Origin of the sequence: Methylobacterium aerolatum, from assembly GCF_022179085.1 — a bacterium.
In the GTDB taxonomy this organism is placed as follows: domain Bacteria; phylum Pseudomonadota; class Alphaproteobacteria; order Rhizobiales; family Beijerinckiaceae; genus Methylobacterium; species Methylobacterium aerolatum.
The window spans coordinates 16,117-34,485 of record NZ_BPQE01000008.1 but is presented as its reverse complement, the minus strand read 5'-3'; the positions used below and the strand labels follow the sequence as shown (position 1 = coordinate 34,485).

At 71.6% G+C, this 18,369-nt stretch carries 21 protein-coding genes, 2 tRNA genes and 1 pseudogene; 15 read left to right on the top strand and 9 right to left on the bottom strand.

The window, feature by feature from the left end:
• Nucleotides 1–96: 96 nt before the first annotated feature.
• Nucleotides 97–1,320 (bottom strand): acyl-CoA dehydrogenase family protein, encoded by a 1,224-nt coding sequence (locus tag MFF06_RS05675; protein WP_238202046.1) that lies wholly within the window; start codon nt 1,318–1,320, stop codon nt 97–99.
• 140 nt (nt 1,321–1,460) lie between these two features.
• Here MFF06_RS05675 and MFF06_RS05670 point away from each other — a divergent pair, with 140 nt between their 5' ends.
• Complete coding sequence (locus MFF06_RS05670; RefSeq protein WP_238202045.1) at nt 1,461–2,180, top strand: response regulator; 720 nt, start codon at nt 1,461–1,463, stop codon at nt 2,178–2,180.
• Entirely contained in the window at nt 2,177–3,568 is a 1,392-nt protein-coding gene (locus MFF06_RS05665; protein WP_238202044.1) for an ATP-binding protein, read from the top strand. Before MFF06_RS05670 ends, MFF06_RS05665 begins: the two co-directional genes overlap by 4 nt.
• A 75-nt stretch (nt 3,569–3,643) precedes the next feature.
• On the opposite strand, the gene urtE is transcribed toward MFF06_RS05665, so the two are convergent.
• The 5 genes from urtE to urtA all read right to left on the bottom strand — a co-directional run bounded on the left by urtE (nt 3,644) and on the right by urtA (nt 9,562).
• The gene (urtE, locus tag MFF06_RS05660) at nt 3,644–4,339 is read right to left on the bottom strand and encodes an urea ABC transporter ATP-binding subunit UrtE (protein WP_238202043.1); all 696 of its coding nucleotides are present in this window, start codon (nt 4,337–4,339) and stop codon (nt 3,644–3,646) included.
• Nucleotides 4,340–4,481: 142 nt separating this feature from the next.
• Entirely contained in the window at nt 4,482–5,282 is an 801-nt protein-coding gene (urtD, locus tag MFF06_RS05655; RefSeq protein ID WP_238202042.1) for an urea ABC transporter ATP-binding protein UrtD, read from the bottom strand.
• Nucleotides 5,279–6,424 carry an urea ABC transporter permease subunit UrtC gene (gene urtC, locus MFF06_RS05650; RefSeq protein WP_238202041.1) on the bottom strand — a complete coding sequence of 382 codons (1,146 nt, stop codon included), beginning with the start codon at nt 6,422–6,424 and terminating at the stop codon, nt 5,279–5,281. Before urtC ends, urtD begins: the two co-directional genes overlap by 4 nt.
• A 151-nt stretch (nt 6,425–6,575) precedes the next feature.
• Complete coding sequence (gene urtB, locus MFF06_RS05645; RefSeq protein ID WP_238202040.1) at nt 6,576–8,150, bottom strand: urea ABC transporter permease subunit UrtB; 1,575 nt, start codon at nt 8,148–8,150, stop codon at nt 6,576–6,578.
• 170 nt (nt 8,151–8,320) lie between these two features.
• Complete coding sequence (gene urtA, locus MFF06_RS05640; protein WP_238202039.1) at nt 8,321–9,562, bottom strand: urea ABC transporter substrate-binding protein; 1,242 nt, start codon at nt 9,560–9,562, stop codon at nt 8,321–8,323.
• Nucleotides 9,563–9,871: 309 nt separating this feature from the next.
• Here urtA and rocF point away from each other — a divergent pair, with 309 nt between their 5' ends.
• The 4 genes from rocF (at nt 9,872) to MFF06_RS05620 (ending at nt 12,470) form a co-directional block, all read left to right on the top strand.
• Nucleotides 9,872–10,840, top strand: a complete 969-nt coding sequence (rocF, locus tag MFF06_RS05635) for an arginase (RefSeq protein ID WP_238202038.1) — start codon at nt 9,872–9,874, stop codon at nt 10,838–10,840.
• Between the two features lie 6 nt (nt 10,841–10,846).
• Nucleotides 10,847–11,722 (top strand): urease accessory protein UreD, encoded by an 876-nt coding sequence (locus MFF06_RS05630; protein ID WP_238202037.1) that lies wholly within the window; start codon nt 10,847–10,849, stop codon nt 11,720–11,722.
• Nucleotides 11,723–11,888: 166 nt separating this feature from the next.
• Nucleotides 11,889–11,962 (top strand) — tRNA-Cys (locus MFF06_RS05625).
• A 432-nt stretch (nt 11,963–12,394) separates the two neighbouring features.
• Nucleotides 12,395–12,470 (top strand) — tRNA-Asn (locus MFF06_RS05620).
• A 193-nt stretch (nt 12,471–12,663) separates the two neighbouring features.
• Here MFF06_RS05620 and MFF06_RS05615 read toward each other — a convergent pair.
• A pseudogene (locus MFF06_RS05615) lies at nt 12,664–13,164 on the bottom strand (tyrosine-type recombinase/integrase); the annotation flags it as partial.
• A 437-nt stretch (nt 13,165–13,601) separates the two neighbouring features.
• On the opposite strand from MFF06_RS05615, the gene MFF06_RS05610 reads away from it, so the two are divergent.
• Entirely contained in the window at nt 13,602–14,192 is a 591-nt protein-coding gene (locus MFF06_RS05610) for a phage major capsid protein (protein WP_306421652.1), read from the top strand.
• 30 nt (nt 14,193–14,222) lie between these two features.
• Here the strand turns inward: MFF06_RS05610 and MFF06_RS05605 are convergent, their stop codons facing one another.
• Both MFF06_RS05605 and MFF06_RS05600 read right to left on the bottom strand, forming a co-directional pair.
• Nucleotides 14,223–14,588 (bottom strand): helix-turn-helix domain-containing protein, encoded by a 366-nt coding sequence (locus MFF06_RS05605; RefSeq protein WP_238202036.1) that lies wholly within the window; start codon nt 14,586–14,588, stop codon nt 14,223–14,225.
• Nucleotides 14,570–14,854: a BrnT family toxin gene (locus tag MFF06_RS05600; protein ID WP_238202035.1), complete on the bottom strand. Its 285-nt coding sequence runs from the start codon at nt 14,852–14,854 to the stop codon at nt 14,570–14,572. The genes MFF06_RS05605 and MFF06_RS05600 overlap by 19 nt, the downstream gene beginning before the upstream one ends.
• Before the next feature lie 92 nt (nt 14,855–14,946).
• On the opposite strand from MFF06_RS05600, the gene MFF06_RS05595 reads away from it, so the two are divergent.
• From MFF06_RS05595 to MFF06_RS05560, 8 genes are read left to right on the top strand one after another with little or no spacing between them, the layout of a single operon-like run.
• A complete protein-coding gene (locus MFF06_RS05595; RefSeq protein ID WP_238202034.1) occupies nt 14,947–15,216 on the top strand; it encodes a hypothetical protein in 270 nt (89 codons plus the stop codon).
• A gap of 15 nt (nt 15,217–15,231) precedes the next feature.
• Nucleotides 15,232–15,819 carry a head-tail connector protein gene (locus MFF06_RS05590; protein ID WP_238202033.1) on the top strand — a complete coding sequence of 196 codons (588 nt, stop codon included), beginning with the start codon at nt 15,232–15,234 and terminating at the stop codon, nt 15,817–15,819.
• 4 nt (nt 15,820–15,823) lie between these two features.
• A complete protein-coding gene (locus tag MFF06_RS05585; protein WP_238202032.1) occupies nt 15,824–16,147 on the top strand; it encodes a head-tail adaptor protein in 324 nt (107 codons plus the stop codon).
• Entirely contained in the window at nt 16,144–16,737 is a 594-nt protein-coding gene (locus MFF06_RS05580) for an HK97 gp10 family phage protein (protein WP_238202031.1), read from the top strand. Before MFF06_RS05585 ends, MFF06_RS05580 begins: the two co-directional genes overlap by 4 nt.
• Before the next feature lie 2 nt (nt 16,738–16,739).
• Nucleotides 16,740–16,952, top strand: a complete 213-nt coding sequence (locus MFF06_RS05575; protein WP_238202030.1) for a hypothetical protein — start codon at nt 16,740–16,742, stop codon at nt 16,950–16,952.
• The gene (locus tag MFF06_RS05570; RefSeq protein WP_238202029.1) at nt 16,949–17,383 is read left to right on the top strand and encodes a DUF3168 domain-containing protein; all 435 of its coding nucleotides are present in this window, start codon (nt 16,949–16,951) and stop codon (nt 17,381–17,383) included. Before MFF06_RS05575 ends, MFF06_RS05570 begins: the two co-directional genes overlap by 4 nt.
• The gene (locus MFF06_RS05565; protein ID WP_238202028.1) at nt 17,380–17,829 is read left to right on the top strand and encodes a phage tail tube protein; all 450 of its coding nucleotides are present in this window, start codon (nt 17,380–17,382) and stop codon (nt 17,827–17,829) included. The genes MFF06_RS05570 and MFF06_RS05565 overlap by 4 nt, the downstream gene beginning before the upstream one ends.
• Entirely contained in the window at nt 17,826–18,266 is a 441-nt protein-coding gene (locus tag MFF06_RS05560) for a gene transfer agent family protein (RefSeq protein WP_238202027.1), read from the top strand. Before MFF06_RS05565 ends, MFF06_RS05560 begins: the two co-directional genes overlap by 4 nt.
• The last annotated feature ends 103 nt before the right edge of the window (nt 18,267–18,369 follow it).

The following is an 18,369-nucleotide window of genomic DNA, read 5'->3' as shown; positions in this document are numbered from 1 at the left end:
ACCACGGCGGAGTTAGCCGGGCGGAGCGCCCCGTGGAGTCCGGCTCGACGATTCGCCGCACGGGTCGGGGCGAGGCAGGGCAGGGCGGCGGAGCGCTTACGGGCGCGGCAGCATCCGGTCGCTGACGATCCGGCGCTGGATCTCGCTGGTGCCTTCGAAGATCGTGGTGAGCCGCGCGTCCCGCCAGTACCGCTCCACCCGGCGCTCGGTGGTGTAGCCGTTGCCGCCGTGGAGCTGCATCGCTTGGTTCGTCACCCGCACCGCCATCTCGGTCGTGGTGAGCTTGACCATGGCCGATTCCGCCTCGGCGGGCTCGCCGAGGTCGAGGAGGTGCGCCACCTGCTGCCAGAAGGCCCGCCCCTGCGCCACCTCGGCGGCCATGTCGGCCAGCGCGAAGCGCAGGGCCTGGAAATCGCCGATCGGGTGGCCGAACTGCTCGCGCTCCTGCAGGTAGAGCTGGCAATCCTCCACCGCCGCCCGGGCCACCCCGACGGCGCGGGCGGCCGTGTGGACGCGGGCGATGTTGAGGCCGCGCTGGACCGCCGCGAAGCCGCCGGAATCGGCGTCGGCCCCCTGGTCGCCGTAGAGGCCGGTCAGCCGGTCGCTCTCCGGCACGCGGACGCCGTCGAGGTCGAGCTCGAAGGTCTCGAAGCCGTGGTAGCCGATCTTGTCGATCACCCGTCCCTGCATCCCCTTCGGGAACGTGCCGGGCTCCTTGACCACGAGGAACGGCTCGAGGCCGGCCGAGCGCGATTCGCCGGGCTCCGGGTCGCGCGTCCGGGCCAGAACCTCGATGAAGTGGGCGCCCTTGGCGAAGCCCGCCCAGCGCTTGCGCCCGGTGAGGATCCAGGTGTCGCCCTCGCGCACCGCGCGGGTCGAGACGCCCGCGAGGTCGGAGCCCGCCGTGGGCTCGGACAGGGAGATCGAACCGATCCACTCTCCCATCGCCGAGCGGCGCATGAGGTCGGCCCGGCGGTCGGGGTCGAGGGTCTGCGTGCCGAGGCCCTGCCCGCGGGCGAGGATCGACCCCACGGACAGCCAGGACCGGGCGAGTTCCTCCGAGACGAGGCAGTACTCGAACACGCCGAGCCCCATCCCGCCATGCTCCTTCGGGATGGTGATGCCGAACCAGCCGCGATCCGCCATCGCCGCGATGAGCGAGCGCGGCATCTCGGCCTTGTGCCGGTCGAGCTCGTCCGCCAGGGGCAGGACCGTGTCGCGGGCGAAATTGCGCGCCTCGGCCTGGAGCGCCGCGCGGGCGTCGGTCCGCCACGGCGAGGCCAGCTCCGGCGGCTGCGGCGCGATGCGGGTGCGTGTCATCCCCGGCTTCCCCCTGCTCAGGTCCCGGGGCTGGAAACACCGGTTTACAAAATGGTTCCCTCCCCGATCTTCGAATAGTCGACGGGAACAGCCATAATCGGGCAATGACGCTCGCCGATCCACGCCATGACCACATCACGATGACCGCTCCCGCCACGCCCCACATCCTGGTCGTGGAGGACGACCGGGAGATTTCCGCCCTCGTCGCCCGCTACCTGCGCGGCAACGACTGCCGGGTGACGCTCGCGGGCGACGGTCGCGAGATGGACAAGGCGCTGTCCGAGGGGCGGATCGACCTCATCGTCCTCGACCTGATGCTGCCCGGCGACGACGGCCTGACCCTGTGCCGGCGGCTGCGCGAGACCTCGCAGATCCCGATTCTGATCCTCACGGCGAAGTCGGAGGAGGTGGATCGCATCCTCGGGCTCGAACTCGGGGCCGACGACTACCTCGCCAAGCCCTTCAACCCCCGGGAACTGCTCGCCCGCATCCGGGCGATCCTGCGCCGGGTCGGGGCCGAGGCGCCCGACACCGACGAGCGCAAGCGCCTGCATTTCGCCGGGTGGACGCTCGACATCTCCCTCCGCCAGCTCCTCAGCCCTGAGGGCGCGCGGGTCTCGATCACGGGCGCGGAGTTCGACCTGCTCCACGCCCTCTGCCTGCGGCCGGGGCGGGTCCTGTCCCGCGACCAGCTCCTCGATCTGACGCAGGGGCGGGCGGCCGGGCCGTTCGAGCGCAGCATCGACGTGCTGGTCTCCCGCATTCGCCAGAAAATCGAGCGGGACACGCGCAACCCCGAATACATCCGCACCATCCGCTCGGGCGGCTACCTGTTCACGCCGGAGGTCACGCGGTCATGACCCTCGCGGCCCTCCGCGCCCGGCTCCGCCCGCGCAGCGTCGCGGCGCAGATCGCGCTCCTCGTGGTGGCCGGCATCGCGGTGGCCCACGTGGTCGCCACCACGGCCTTCTTCCTGCTGCACGAGCCGCAGAACCCCGACACCCTGCCGGGCGTCGCCGCCGCCCGCGTCGGCGTGCTGGCCCGGCTCCTCGATGCCGCCGACCCCGCCGTGCGCCCGGCGCTGATCGCGGCGGGCGCCCATTCCCTGCCCCTGGTGGAGGTGGAACCCTGGGACGGCGTGGCGCCGCCGGACGCCAAGCCCGCCCCCGACCGGGCGGTGATCCGCCGCCTGCGCGGCGCCGCCGGGCGGCCGGTGACGGTGACGAACCTCAAGCCGGACAGCACCAACGACAACCTCTACGTCGGCATCGCCACCGGCAACGGGGCGCGGTTCCGCGCCACCCTCACGGACGATCCCCTGCGCCCGCCCCGGCAGGGCGCTCTGATCTTCACCGTGGTGTTCCTGGCCCTCACCCTGGCGCTGCTCTGCGTCTGGGCGGCCCGCGCCCTCACGGCCCCCCTGGCGCGCCTGGCGGGAGCGGCGGAGGCCTTCGGCACCCGCGACGACCACGTCGCCCTGCCGCAATCCGGGCCGGAGGAGGTGCTGGCCGTCTCCCGCGCCCTCGACCGGATGCGCGCCCGCGTCCGCCGCCTGATCGACGACCGCACGCAGATGCTCGCCGCCATCAGCCACGACCTGCGCACTCCGATCACCCGCCTGCGCCTGCGGGCGGAGTTCATCGAGGACGAGGGCGCCCGCGCGGCGACGCTGCGCGACCTCGACCAGATGAACGGCCTCGTGCAGGCGGCGCTCTCCTTCGTCCGCGACGGGCAGGTGCGCGACGCGGGCAGCCACAGCCTCGTGGACCTCGCCTCGGTGGTGCAGACCGTCTGCGACGGCTTCACCGACATCGGAGCCCCGGTGAGCGTGGAGCGGAGCCGCCACGTCCTGGTGCGCGGCAACCCGGACGAGCTGGAGCGGGCGATCACCAACCTCGTGGACAACGCCGTGAAGTATGGCGGGCAGGCGCGCCTCGCCATGGAGGGGGCGGGCCGGGGCGTGCGCGTCTGCGTCATCGATTCCGGCCCCGGCATCCCCGACGCGGAGCGGGAGGCGATGCTCCAGCCCTTCGTGCGCGGCGACCGCGCCCGCAACCTCAACGACGCGAGCGGCTTCGGGCTGGGCCTGTCCATCGTCCAAGCGATCGTGGAGGCCCATGACGGGCGGCTCACTCTGGAGAACCGGCCGGAGGGCGGCCTCAGCGCGGCGATCGAACTGCCGCTGGCCGCCCGGGAGTTTTCGGGCAAGGTGGGGCAGGGGGAGCAACGGGAGGCGGCGCTGGTGTGAGCGGCGGAACCAGCCCTCTCCCCGCTTGCGGGGAGAGGGGATGCGCTCGACCGGCGCGGGTCAGAAGACGGCGCCTTACACCGACATCCACTTCAGCACATCGGCCTCGACCATCCCGGCCCGGTCGCCGGACAGCACCACCTGGCCCCGGTCCATCACGGCGTAGCTGTCGCAAAGGTCGCGGGCCCACTCGAAATACTGCTCGACCAGAACGATCGCCATCTCGCCCTTGCCGCGCAGGTAGGTGATGGCCCGGCCGATATCCTTGATGATCGAGGGCTGGATGCCCTCCGTGGGCTCGTCGAGGACGAGGAGCTTCGGCCGCGTCACCAGCGCCCGGCCGATGGCGAGCTGCTGCTGCTGCCCGCCGGAGAGGTCGCCGCCCCGCCGGTGCAGCATGTCCTTGAGCACCGGGAAGAGGTCGTAGATCTCGCCCGGCACGTGCCGGTCCCGGCGCTTCAGGGGCGCGAAGCCGGTTTCCAGGTTCTCCTTCACCGTCAGCAGCGGGAAGATCTCCCGGCCCTGGGGCACGAAGGCGATGCCCGCCCGCGCCCGGTCGTAGGGCGCGAGGCCCTGGATCTCGCGCCCGTCGAGGCGGATCGCCCCGCCCTTCACCGGCTGCTGACCGACGATGGCCCGGAGCAGCGAGGTCTTGCCGACGCCGTTGCGCCCAAGCACGGTCGTCACCCGTCCCGCCTCGGCCTTGAGCGAGACGCCGCGCAGGGCCTGCGCCGCGCCGTAATACAGGTCGATGCCCTCGACGCTCAGCATGATGGTATGGTCCCGCCCGACACGTGAAAGACGATGCCGTCATTGCGAGCAGCGCGAAGCAATCCAGGGCGGCGGGACGCCTCCGGACGCGGCGCGTCCCTGGATTGCTTCGCTGCGCTCGCAATGACGGTGCGGCGCGCCATCACCGCCCCAGATACACTTCGACCACCTTCGGGTCGGCTGAGACCGCGTCGATGGAGCCCTCGGCCAGCACCGCACCCTCGTGCAGGCAGGTGACGCGGCACTGGAGCGCCCGCACGAAATGCATGTCGTGCTCCACCACCACCACCGCGTGCTCGCCCGCGATCCGGCGCAGCAGTTCGGCCGTCTGTGCGGTCTCGGCATCGGTCATGCCGGCCACCGGCTCGTCCACGAGGAGGAGCTTCGGGTCCTGCGCCAGCAGCATCCCGATCTCCAGCCACTGCTTCTGCCCGTGGCTGAGGTCGGCCGCCGGGCGGGCGCGGTGCGCGATGAGGCCGACGGTGGTGAGGATCGCGTCGATGCGCTCGCCCGCCACGCGGTTGCGCCAGCCGAACAGGGAGGCGGCGGCCGCGCGGGGGCCCTTCAGCGCCAGGAGGACGTTGTCCGCCACCGTGTGGCTCTCGAACACGGTCGGCTTCTGGAACTTGCGGCCGATGCCGAGGTCGGCGATGGCCGGCTCGTCGAGGGCCAAGAGGTCGTGCTTGCCGTCGAACAGGGCGGTGCCGCTGTCCGGCTTGGTCTTGCCGGTGATGCAATCCATCATCGTGGTCTTGCCGGCGCCGTTGGGGCCGATGATCGCCCGCATCTCCCCCGGCAGCAGGGTCAGCGACAGGCCGCGCAGGGCCTTGTAGCCGTCGAAGGTCACGCGCAGGTCATCGACGTAGAGCAGCGCGTCGGTGACCTTGGTCTTGTTGGCGGGGCCGAGCGCCGTCGCGGGGCGTTCCATGATGGCGGTGCTCACGAGCCCTGCCCCTCTTCCGCGAGCTTCGGTGGGATGGCGGGCTCCGGCGGGAGCTTCGCCGCCGCCCGGCGGCCGCCGAACCTCTCCACCAGCGTGCCGACGATGCCGCGCGGCAGGAACAGCGTCACCACCACGAACAGGGCGCCCAGCGCGAAGAGCCACGCATCGGGCATCGCCCCCGTCAGCACGGTCTTGGCGTAGTTGACCACGATGGCGCCGAGCGCCGCCCCGACCAGCGTGCCGCGCCCGCCGACGGCGACCCAGATCACCGCCTCGATGGAGTTGCCGGGCGCGAACTCGCCGGGGTTGATGATGCCGACCTGCGGCACGTAGAGGGCGCCCGCCACGCCCGCCATCATCGCCGAGACGGTGAAGGCCAGGGTCTTGAAGTGCTCCGGCCGGTAGCCGAGGAAGCGGGTGCGGCTCTCGGCATCGCGCACGGCGATCAGGATCTTCCCGTAGGCCGAGACGGTCATCACCCGGGCGATGAGGTAGCCGAGGGCGAGCGCGACGCCCGTCGCCACGAAAATTCCCACGCGAAAGTTCTGGGACTGGACGTTGAACCCCAACAGATCCTTGAAGTCGGTGAGGCCGTTGTTGCCCCCGAGGCCCATGTCGTTACGGAAGAAGGCGAGCATCAGGGCGTAGGTCATCGCCTGGGTGATGATCGACAGGTAGACCCCCGTCACCCGCGAGCGGAAGGCGAGCCAGCCGAACAGGAAGGCGAGGAGCCCCGGCACGAGCAGCACCATCAGCGCCGCGAAGGCGAAATGGTCGAAGCCGAGCCAATACCAGGGCAGTTCCTTGTAGTTCAGGAACACCATGAAGTCGGGCAGGACCGGGTTGCCGTAAACGCCCCGCGCGCCGATCTGGCGCATGAGGTACATGCCCATGGCGTAGCCGCCCAGCGCGAAGAACGCCCCGTGCCCGAGCGAGAGGATGCCGCAATAGCCCCAGACGAGGTCGAGGCTCACGGCGAGGAGGGCATAGGCGAGGTACTTGCCGAACAGCGAGACGAGGTAGGTCGGCAGGTGCAGGCCCGAACCCGCCGGCACGGCGAGGTTCAGCACCGGCACGACGAGGCAGAAGGCCGCCAGCAGGCCGAGGAAGATCGCGCCCTTGAGGTCGATGAGGCGGGTCATGGGGCGTCTCCGCAAGACGGCGCGCGTCTCACCTCCCCCTTGCGGGGAGGGATAGGGGTGGGGGTGGTGCCGGATCGAGCGGAACGGTGCCTTCTGCACCACCCCCACCCCCGGCCCCTCCCCGCAAGGGGGAGGGGAGAGCGGTCCGCCCTCACGATTCCACCGCCCGGCCCTTGAGCGCGAACAGCCCGCGCGGGCGCTTCTGGATGAACAGGATGATGAAGATCAGGAGCCCGATCTTGGCGAGCACCGCGCCGATATACGGCTCGGCGAGCTTGTTCACGACGCCCAGCGTCAGCGCCGCCACCAACGTGCCCCAGAGGTTCCCGACGCCGCCGAACACCACCACCAGGAACGAATCGATGATGTAGCCCTGGCCGAGGTTCGGGGACACGTTGTCGATCTGCGACAGGGCCACCCCGGCGATGCCCGCGATGCCGGAGCCGAGGCCGAAGGTGAGGGCATCGACGTAAGGGGTGCGGATGCCCATGGCCGCGGCCATTCGCCGGTTCTGGGTCACGGCCCGGGTCTTCAGCCCGAACGAGGTCTTTCGCAGCACGAACAGCAGGCCGAGGAACACGGCGAACGCGAAGGCGATGATCCAGAGACGCCCCCACGTGATCGACAATCCGAACAGGTCGAAGGCGCCGCTCATGAAGGCCGGGGCGCCGACCTCGCGGTTGGTCGGCCCGAAGATCGAGCGCACGCCCTGCTGCAGGGCGAGGCTGACGCCGAAGGTGGCGAGCAGGGTCTCCAGGGGGCGCCCGTAGAGGAAGCGGATGATGCACCGCTCGATCAGCACGCCCACGAGCCCCGCCACGAGGAAGGCGCAGGGGATGCTGATGGCGAGCGACCACGGGAACAGGGCCGGGGCCTTGGTGCGGATCGCCTCCTGCACGAGGTAGGTCGTGTAGGCCCCGAGCATCACCATCTCGCCGTGGGCCATGTTGATGATGCCCATCACGCCGAAGGTGATGGCGAGGCCGATCGCGGCCAGCAGCAGCACCGAGCCCAGCGAAATCCCGTACCAGACGTTCTGGAGCGCCCTGAGGAGGGCGAGCCGGGTCTCGATCGCCGCGATGCCCCGGCCGGCGGCGGCGCGCACGCCCTCGCTCGGATCGGCCTGGAGCCCGCGCAGGATGCCCATGGCATCGCCGTCGCCCCGCGCCTGGATGGCGGGAATGGCCGCGAGTTTGTCCGCCTCGGACGTTCCCGATTTGGCCAGGACGACCGCCGCGCGGGCCTCGGTCATCGCCTGCCTGACGCCCGCGTCCTTCTCCCGGGCCAGGGCCGTGTCGAGGGCGGGCAGGGCGGCGGCGTCGCGGGCCTTGAACACGGCATCCGCCGCCTCCCGGCGCTTGGCCGGATCGGGGCTCACGAGGTTGAGCTGGCCCTGCGCCGCCTCGATGCCGCGGCGGACGCGGTTGTTGGTGCGCACCGCCTTCAGCGACGGATCGTCGGCGGCGGGCGCGCCGGTCTTCGCATCGACGAGGGCGGCGCCCTGGCGCATGAAGAGGGCCTTGTCCGAGGGCCGGGCCAGCAGGCGCCCGTCCGACAGGGCGGAGAGCACCGCGCCGGCGCGCGGATCGCCGCTCGCGGCGAGCCCGGCGACACCGGCCTCGATCTCGGCATAGCCGTCGCCGGCGAGCTGCGCGTAGGGGTCCGGCGCCTGGGCCAAGGCCGGGCCGGCGAGCAGCAGGGCGAGGAGGGTGAGGAGGCGGATCATGCGGGCTTTTGGGTGGCGCGAGGCACGTTCCCCTCCCCCTTGTGGGGAGGGGTCAGGGGTGGGGGTGGTTCAGAAGGCACCGCCGAGATCTCTCCGGCACCACCCCCACCTCCAACTCCTCCCCACAAGGGGGAGGAGGGCACGTCGTGGTGTGAGGGGAAGCGGCAGCCTTATGCCCCGCCGCACTTCTTGGTCTTGGTGTTGTAGTTGCCGCAGTTGAGCTTCACCCAGTCGGCCTCCAGGTCCTTCGAGCCCTCGAGCTGCTTCGACCACGCTTCGCCGGGGATGAGCTTGTCGGTCTTCCACACCACGTCGAACTGACCGTTGCCCTCGATCTCACCGATGAAGACCGGCTTGGTGATGTGGTGGTTGGGGAGCATCGTGGCGGTGCCGCCGGTGAGGTTCTTCTGCTCGATGCCCGGCAGGGCGGCGATGACCTTGTCGGGGTCGGCGGTGCCGGCCTTCTCCACGGCCTTCACCCACATGTTGAAGCCGATGTAGTGGGCCTCCATCGGGTCGTTGGTGACGGCCTTCGGGTTCTTCTTGAAGGCCTGCCACTTCTTGATGAACTCCTCGTTCTCCGGCGTCTTGATCGACTCGAAGTAGTTCCAGGCGGCGAGGTGGCCGACGAGGGGCTTGGTGTCGATGCCGGCGAGCTCCTCCTCGCCGACCGAGAAGGCCATGACCGGGATGTCGGTGGCCTTGATGCCCTGGTTGCCGAGCTCCTTGTAGAACGGCACGTTGGCGTCACCGTTGACGGTGGAGACCACGGCCGTCTTCTTGCCCGCCGAGCCGAAGGCCTTGATCTTCGAGACCTCCGTCTGCCAGTCGGAGAAGCCGAAGGGCGTGTAGTTGATCATGATGTCCTCGTCCTTGACCCCCTTGGACTTGAGGTAGGCTTCGAGGATCTTGTTGGTGGTGCGCGGGTAGACGTAGTCCGTCCCCTCCAGCACCCACCGCTTGGTGCCGCCGCCATCCTCCGACATCAGGTAATCGACCGCCGGGATCGCCTGCTGGTTCGGGGCGGCGCCGGTGTAGAACACGTTGCGCTCACTCTCCTCGCCCTCGTACTGGACGGGGTAGAACAGGATGTTGTCGAGTTCCTTGAACACCGGCAGCACCGACTTGCGCGACACGCTGGTCCAGCAGCCGAACACGGCCGAGACCTTGTCCTTGCTGATGAGCTCGCGGGCCTTCTCGGCGAAGAGCGGCCAGTTCGAGGCCGGATCGACCACCACCGGCTCCAGCTTCTTGCCGAGCACGCCGCCCTTGGCGTTCTGCTCGGCGATGAGCATCAGCATCGCGTCCTTGAGGGTGGTCTCCGAGATCGCCATCGTGCCCGACAGCGAGTGCAGGATCCCGACCTTGATGGTCTCTTCGGCCCGTGCGCCGCCGGCGCCGAACGCGCTCATGGTCAATCCGGCGGCCAGGGCGGCGGCCGAACTCCAGGTCTTCCAAGCTTTCACGGTCTTCCCCTTGTCGTCTGCACGAGACGGCGGTGCCTAAGCAACGGTCATGCCAGTTTTTTGGGCAAAACCCTCGATTGCATGAGCGCCCGGCCGCGCGGCGGAGGCGACGGCGTCATCACCCTGCGGCCCGGTCTCTGCTAAGGGCTCCCCACGACACGCCGATCCCCCGAAGGTCTCTCCCCGGCCGCGACGGCGCAGCGGGGGTTTCGTGGGAAGCGCCCAGGCCGGGCCCGGCCATCCCCGGAGACACCGATGACGCCAGAGTTCTCCGAGACCCCGCAGTGCATCGCCCTGATCGGCGCGCCCGTCGAGGTCGGCACCAGCGAGCCGGGCGCCCTGATGGGCCCCGCCGCCCTGCGCACCGCCGGCCTGGTGCGCACCCTGAGGGATCTCGGCCACGCGGTCGAGGATCGCGGCGACGTCGCGCCCGAGGCCCTGCCGCCCGGCGCGACCGGCCTGCCGGCGGTGGCGGCCTGGGCGAAGGCGCTCTCGGCCGAGGTCGAGGCGGCGCTGGCGGCGGGCACGGTGCCGCTGGCCGCCGGCGGCGACCACAGCCTGTCGCTCGGCTCCGTCGACGGCGCGATGCGCCATTGCGCCCGCACCGGCCAGCCCCTGATGGTGCTGTGGCTCGACGCCCATGCCGATTTCAACACGCCGGAGACCTCGCCCTCGGGCAACGTCCACGGCATGCCGCTGGCCGCGCTATGCGGCGAGCCGGGCTTTTCCGGCCTGTTCCGGCAGCCCGCGCCGCCGCCCCTCGATCCCCGGCGCGTCCATCTGTTCGGCCTGCGCTCCGTCGATGCGGGCGAGCGCGCCCTGGTCCGCGCCCGGCAGGTCGGCGTCACGGACATGCGTGCCATCGACGAGTTCGGGGTCGTGGCCCCGTTGCGCCGCGTGCTCGAACAGGCGGCGACCGCGGGCGCCCACCTCCACGTGAGCCTCGACATCGACTTCCTCGACCCCTCCGTGGCGCCCGCCGTGGGCACGGCGGTGCCCGGCGGGGCGACCTTCCGCGAGGCGCATCTCATCATGGAGATGCTCCACGATTGCGGCCTGGTGCGCTCCCTCGACGTGGTGGAGCTGAACCCGTTCCTGGACGAGCGCGGGCGCTCGGCGCGGGTGCTGGTGGAACTGGTGGCGAGCCTGTTCGGGCGGCGGATCCTCGACCGGACGGCCTCCCCACTCGAGACGCTGCCCACGGAACAGGCAGAGCGCGGTTGAGATTCGATGCACACGAAAGAGGCAATCCCCGGCCCGGACACGGCACCGCCGCGCCAGCGCTCGACGGGCACGCTCCGCCTGACCGTGGGTCCGGCCGGGGAGGGCGGCCCGACGCGCCTGCGCGACCTCGCCGAATCCGGTCCCTCGCGCCTGCGCTTCCCGAAGGCCGGGGCGGTACCGGAGGCGGTGCTCGTCAACACGGCCGGCGGGATCGCCTGCGGCGACAGCTTCACCGTCGATCTCGACCTCGCGCCGGGGAGCGCCCTGGTCTTCACGACGACGGCGGCGGAGAAGATCTACCGCTCGGACGGGCCGGACAGCACCATCGACAACCGGGTCGTGCTGGGGGAGGGGGCCCGCCTCGCCTGGGTGCCGCAGGAGACGATCCTGTTCGACCGCGCCCGGCTGCGCCGGAGCTTCGCGGTCGATCTCGCCGAGGGGGCCGGGCTCCTCGCCCTGGAGATCGTCGCCTTCGGCCGGGCGGCCCGGCGGGAGCGGATCGCGGAGGGACTGTTCGTGGACCGCTGGCAGGTGCGGCGGGCGGGCCGCCTCGTCTATGCCGACACCGTGCGCCTCGACGGCCCGATCTCGGATCGCCTCGCCCGCCGCGCCATCGGCGGCGGGGCCGGGGCGGCGGCGACGTTCCTCGATGCGTCGCCGGGGGCCGAGGGGCGGCTGGAGGAGGCACGCCACCTCCTCGAGGCCGCGGGCCTCGCCGGAGGGGGACCTTCGGGGGAGGGCGCCGAGGCCGCCGCCAGCGCCTGGAACGGGCACCTCGCGGTGCGCTGCCTCGGCCCCGCCATCGGCCCCCTGCGCGAGGGCCTCGCCCGGTTCGTGGCCGCCTATCGCGGGGAGGCGATGCCACGCGTCTGGCAGACCTGATCGTCGCCGTGGCGGGTCGGGCCTAACCCGGTCCGGGGAATCCGCCGGGGCTTGCGACGAATCCCGCCCCCGGCGATGTTGCCTCGGCCGGGCGACCTCTGCTAGAGACGCGGCCTCCGGGGCCGACCGCCAGGCCCCGCGCGGCGCCCTGCGCCGTGAACGCGATGGCCTCGTGGCGGAGTGGTTACGCAGAGGACTGCAAATCCTTGTACGGGGGTTCGATTCCCTCCGAGGCCTCCACCCTTCTTCCCCAGCACCTCCGTCGGACGATCCGGCCCTCGCCCTGCCCTGGGCGCCTGCGCGTCTCCGTAGATCTCCGCAGGGTCGCGGACCGGCCTCGGCACTCTTCCGAGAGATAGAATTAACCAACCCGGTGCTAGAGACGTGCCGTCGCGACGGCCTGCCCTGCTGGCCGCACGATGGCGGAACCGAACCACGTCGTCACGGGCTCCGGTCCGCCCTCTTCGCCCGGCGTCATCGCCCGGCCACCCGCCTCGCCGGCCGGGCCCCGCCAGGGTCCGGCCGGCGCCGCGCCTGCCCCCCGACCATCGCCACGCAGCTTCCCCCCGCCGGGCGGACCGTGTCCCCCGTGCCACTCCTCAGCCGGCAAGGATCTTTCCGCAAATCGGGTCTTGCGCGGATCCGTCCGCGACTGTAGAGACACCGCCGTGATCCCCGATAGCTCAGTTGGTAGAGCAGGCGACTGTTAATCGCCTTGTCGCAGGTTCGAGTCCTGCTCGGGGAGCCATCAACTTCCTAACAATCTCAGAAGTCTCGCTTTTTTGCTCTCGCTCCCGCACCGGGTGTTGAGGTGCGGGAATAGCGTCACCATTCCAGCGGTCGGCAATACGCTCGGCGAGCTTCCTTCGATTGGCGCCGCGCACGTACGTCGCGCTCTCCCAGCTTCCCTCGGCCCATCCGAACCACGCGTTCAGCTCGGCTTCCGTCGCGCCATTCTCGGCCGCTCGGCGCGCGCCCGCCTTGCGGAGGCCGTGAGCCCGGCCGGGCACCCCGGCCTTCGCGCACGCATCCCGGAACCAGTTGCCGAAGCTCTCCTTCGTCATCGGTCGGCCGCGCTCGCCTGCGATGAACGTCAGTTCGCCCACCGGGCTCGCCGCGATCGAAGCGGCCAGCGGCGGCAGGATGCGGATCGTGACCTCCTGGCCTGTTTTCTCTGTCTGAATGCGGATCCTGCCGTCGCGGACGTGCGGGCGGCCGACGCGCGCCGCGTCGCCCCGGCGCAGGCCCGTGTAGAGCAGGAGATCGAGCGCCAGGCGCTCCCGCGTGCCCAGCGGCCAGCGGATCTCGAAGCGCGCCACCTCGTCCTCGGTCCATGTGTGGAAGCCGTTGCGGTCGTTCGGGCCGCCGAGCAGCTTCACGCCCCGCGTCGGATCGGCCGGCAGGTACTCCCGCTCGACGGCGAAGGCGAAGAGGCCGCGCATCGTCTTGAGCCAGTTGTTGGCGCCGTGCGGGCGGGCCGCGCGCCGGTCCAGGCCCTCGCGAATCGCCCGCGCCGTGATCGCCTCGATGGGCTCGGCCCCGGCGATCCGCACCGTCTCCTTCAGCACGCCCCCGCGTTGCGCTCGCGTCGCCGCCGACAGCGCCTCGGTCCAGTGCGCGCTCGTCATGTAGCGGGCGACGAGCCAGCCGAGCGTGCCGACCGTGCTGCCCTTCGGCGCGTCGGCGATCGGGTGGCCGCGCAAAGCCGCTTCATAGGCAGCCCAGAATTCTTGCGTGCCGTAGGCCGCTCGCAGGCGTGTGCGCGGCCCGGATCCCCGGCGGACGTACCAGACGGTCTCGCCGTGGCGGGTGGTTTCGCGATGCAGGTGCTTGGGGCGCGGGCGGGGCATGCCGGTCATAGAACGACGACCCTTTCGCGCTGCGCAAGCGTGCCGCGTCTCTCCGCTGGCCGTGTGTCGTCGGCCTCGACGCTGATCCCGTCGTCGCGGAACTGGAATTCACCGAGGAACAGCAGCTGCTGCTCGGCGACGGCACCGGCACCAACCTCCTCGGCCTGTTGCCGCAGGCCACCGCCTACGCCGCGCCGTCGGGCGTCACCGTTGCGAGCGAAACGCGGATCGATCGGCTGCGCCTCGCCATGCTCCAGGCGACGCTGGCGCTGTATCCGGCCACGGGCCACGTCCTGAACCCGGCCGACTGGGCGGCGATCGAGCTCACGAAGGACGGCCAAGGCCGCTACATCTGGGCGAACCCGGCCGGCCTGATCGGCCCGACGCTCTGGGGCCTGCCCGTCGCCGTGTCCCTGGCGATGCCGCAGAACACCTTCCTGACCGGGGCGCTGCGCTACGCCGCGCAGATCTTCGACCGGGAGGATGCCGCCGTCCTGATCTCGACGGAGGACCGGGACAACTTCGTGAAGAACATGGTGACGCTCTTGGCCGAGGAACGCCTCGCCCTCGTCGTGCGGCGGCCCCAGGCGCTCATCAAGGGCACGTTCGTCACCCCGTGACCCCTCGCACGCCGCGATCCGGGACGGAGGTCAGCGCGACGGTGGTGCCTTGCCGGGGACGTCGGCAAGGCTCGCGAAGGCCATCGCCGGCTCGCGCGCCACGATCCGCAGCAGGGACAGGGCGGCCGGTTCGAGGCTCGTCCGGCCCTGCTCCCAGTTCCTCCATGTCCCGAGGGGAATCCTGAGCGCTTCCGCCATTTCGGGCTGGGTCAGGCCGAGCCGGACCCGCAAGGCCCTCGGCGGCTCGACGATCCGCGCATCGGCGGGCAGGTCCCCCGGGGCATCCGGATCGGCGGCACGCTCGGCGAGGATGTCCGCCTCCGACGCCGCCTCGACCCGCGCCCGATCCACCGTCGAGGCCCGGGACCGCAGATCGTTCAAGCTGATGCGTGCCATGCCCTGCGCTCCTTCCTGTGTGCGAGATGAGCCGAAATGATCCGGCGGACGGAGTGGCCGTCCGCCTGCTGCCGGTCCGTGTAGGTCACGGTGTAGAAATCGCCGTCCCACTCGCCGATCGCGTTGACGCGGACCTCGCCATAGTCCCGCCGGGTATCCACCCATTCGACGGTCCGGCCGAGGAAGATGCCGGCGGCGTCCGCGAAGCCGAAGCCCCGGCGCGCCCGGCAATCCGCGTCCTTCGCATCGTCCCACTCCAACTCCATACCACAATGTACGCTTTGCGCGCACATGCCACAAGATCGCGGGTCGACCCTGTCGGCCCGCCCGGCCCTTCTACGATCCACCGGGAGAGATCATGACCGACACTATCCGCATGGTCGCCAAGACCACCTTCCACAATCCCCGCGTGCGCAACGACAAGAACGGCCTCGTCGAGGAGGGCGACCGCTTCGAGACGGACGTCGCCCATGCCCGGGACCTGCAGCGGCTCGGCCATGCCGAGGCGATCGAGGGCGCCCTCGATGGCGTGGAGATTCCGCCGCTGGAGCCGCATCATCAGGTGTCCCAGCGCGACCTCGACGCCGACCGCCGCCGCCGCCGCGCGGCCCCGGCCGAGACAGCCTGACCGGAGGCGGCGCCGGTGACGCCCCTCGTCGTCGAACCGTCCCCGGCGCTGCTCACCCTGGCCCAGGTGAAGGCCCATGTCCGGCCCGATACCGACGAGGCCGACGACACCCTGCGCGACCTCATCGCCGTGGCGCAGGCCCATCTCGATGGGCCGGGCGGCTGGCTCGGCCGGTCGCTCGGCCCGCAGACCCTGGAGCTGCGGGTGGCGGATTTCGCGGCCCTCGACGGGCTGGCGCTGCCCTGCGGGCCGGTGATCGCCCTCGTCTCACTCAGCTTCACCGCCCCCGACGGATCGGCCCAGAGCCTCGCGCCCGCCGCCTTCCTCCTCGACGGGGACCGGCTGTATGCCGCGCCGGGCGTGGCCCTGCCGCCCACCGCCCCCCGGCCCGACGCGGTGCGCCTGCGCTACCGGGCGGGCCATCCGCCGCCGCCCGGCGCCACCGCGACCCATGCCGTGCCGCCGCCGCTCCTCCAGGCGCTGCTGATCATCGTCGCCCTGCTCTACGAGAACCGCCTCGGCGATATCGACATCGGCGCCAACCGCGCCGTGGCCGCCCTGTGCGCGCCCTTCCGGCGCTGGGGCGAGGCGGAAGGGGTTTAACCGGATGGATCCCGGCCGCCTCGATCTGCGCGTCGCCTTCCTGCAGCGGCCCGGCGAGGGCCGCCAGCGCGGCGACTATGCCGAGGCCTTCACCCTCTGGGCGAATTACCGCCCCGAGACCTCCCGCGAGGCCGTCGAGGGCGGGCGGGCGCAGGATGTCGAGAGCGGCACCCTCGTCGTGCGCGACACGGCGCAATCGCGCACGCTCACCAACGCGGATCGCTGCGTGATCCGGGGCCGCGACTTCGCCATCGAGGGCGTGGGCCTGCCCGACCGGCGCAGCCGCCTGCTGCGCCTGCGCGTGTCCTCACATCTGGGTGGCGCATGAGCGTCGATTGGACCGGCCTCGCCGCCGGGGCGAGCCGGGCGCAGGCCACCCTCGACCTGACACCCGCCGCGCAGGCCTTCGCCCGCGCCCCGGGGCTCGTGCCGGGCCTGAAGCTCATCGACACGGCCGCCGAGGTCATCGGCCTCGAACGCCTCACCGGGCAGGTCGCCAAATACGCGGTGAAGCTCGCCCTGCGCGGCGACCGCTCGGCCGTGGAGGCGGCGGCGCTGATGGTCGACCGGATGCGCGGCCGGGTGCCGGTGGATAGCGGGCGCCTGCTCCACGGGATCGGCTGGAGCCAGGAGGGCCATCGCCTCACCGTGGAGGCGAGCGCCGTCCACGGCGCGGCCGAGTACGCCCGCTTCGTCGAGTTCGGCCACCGGAATGCGGCCGTCGCCGATGACGGTTTTTTTGCCGGGGACGCCTTCGCGGACGACGCCCACCCGGCCCTGCATGCGCGGGGCGGGGCATCGTCGGGCGAGACCGCCCCCGAACCCTTCTTCTGGAACTCCGTCCGCGAGGGCTTGGCGCAATGGCGCGAGGGCCTGGTGGACGCACCCGCCCGCGCCTGGGACGAGGGAGGAGCCTGACCATGCCGAAGGTCAAGATCACCCGCGACATCGTCGTGAAGGCGAACGACGTCGCCACCATCCTCTACGCCGCCCGGGAGGCGCCCTACGAGCGGGTGCCGACGGCCCATGCCGCCCTCATCGTCGCGAACGGCGCGGGCGAGCGGATCGCGGAGGACGCGCCCGAATCCGGCCCCGTGCCCCCGGCCGGGCCCCCGGGCGAGGCGGCCCCGTGACGCCGGAGACGGCGCTCATCGCCGCCATCACCGACATCCTCGTGGCCGATCCCGGCGTCGCCGCCCTGGTGGCAGGGCGGATCTTCGACGAGGTGCCGAACGACCGCAAACCCGGCACGGGCACGCCCTACGTCTACCTCGGCCCGATCCAGCGCCAGCGCGTGCCGCTCGACTGCTCCCAAGTCTGGCAGATCCGCTGCCGCCTCTACGCGGTGACGACGGCCTTCGGCCGAGCCCGGGGCTGGAGCCTCGTCGAGGCGATCGTCCAGGCGCTGGACGGCAAGGACGCCCCGGCGCTCACGCTGCCCGCGCCCTTCAGCCTGCAGAGCCGCCTCGACGTGACCCAGGCGGGCGACGTGATCGACCCGCTCGCCCCCAAGGCCCTGTTCCTCGACCTCACCACCACCATCGCGAAGGATGCGGCCCCATGAGTTCCCCCGATCTCCTCGCCGGCAACCGGTTCCGGGTGCTGCGCTCGAACGGCGGCACGCCGGAGACCTTCACCTTCGTCTGCATCGCCCAATCGAAGACGCTGACGCAGACGAACACCTTCGAGGACGCGACGGTGCCCGATTGCGACACGCCGACGGCGATCCCGCACCGGAAGAGCATCCTGGCCTCGCGGGGCTGGAGCGGGCGCCTCGCGGGCGTGGCCGACGCCAAGCGGTTTCAGGACCTCCAGGCGGACGCCAACGCCGAGACGCCCCGCCGCTACCAGTTCCTGATCGACAAGACCGCCGCCCAGGGCGGCGGCACCTACACCGGCGCCGTGTTCTTCGAGAGCCTGGAGCTGACGAGCCAGAACAACGGCCTCGTGAACTTCACCGCGCAGTTCCGGGGCGACGACGCCCTCACCTGGGCGGCCGCCTCCGCATGAGCGCGGCGACGACGGGCCGGACGGTGGTCGATGCCGATTTCGCCGGCCAGCGCCGCCGCTTCCAGCTCCGCCTCGGCGAGATCGGCGAGCTGGAGCGCCTGACCGGCACCGGCATCGGCGCGATCCTGATGCGGATCGCGAGCCACCAGTTTTCCGTGCGGGACGTGTGGGAGACGATCCGCCTCGGCCTGGAGGGCGGCGGCACCCCGGCCATCGAGGCGAGCGCCCTGGTGCTGCGCTACCGCGACGCCCCGCTGATCGACTTCCTGCCGCTGGCCGGCGCGATCGTCGCGGCGGCGGTGAACGGCGTGCCGACGAACGCCACCGCGGGAAAACCCGCGGCGGAGGGGACCGCGCCCACACCCCCGGCGACCTCTCCGCCTTCTACGCCGCCGGGGGCGCCGTGGGATGGACACCCGAGCAGATCGACCGGATGACGCTGCCGGCCTTCCACGCGGCCTTCGAGGGGTTCTTGCGAGCGCAGGGGGCGGAGGCGGGGGAGGGGGTCAGCGCGGAGGAATTTGCTCGGGTGTTGGCGGA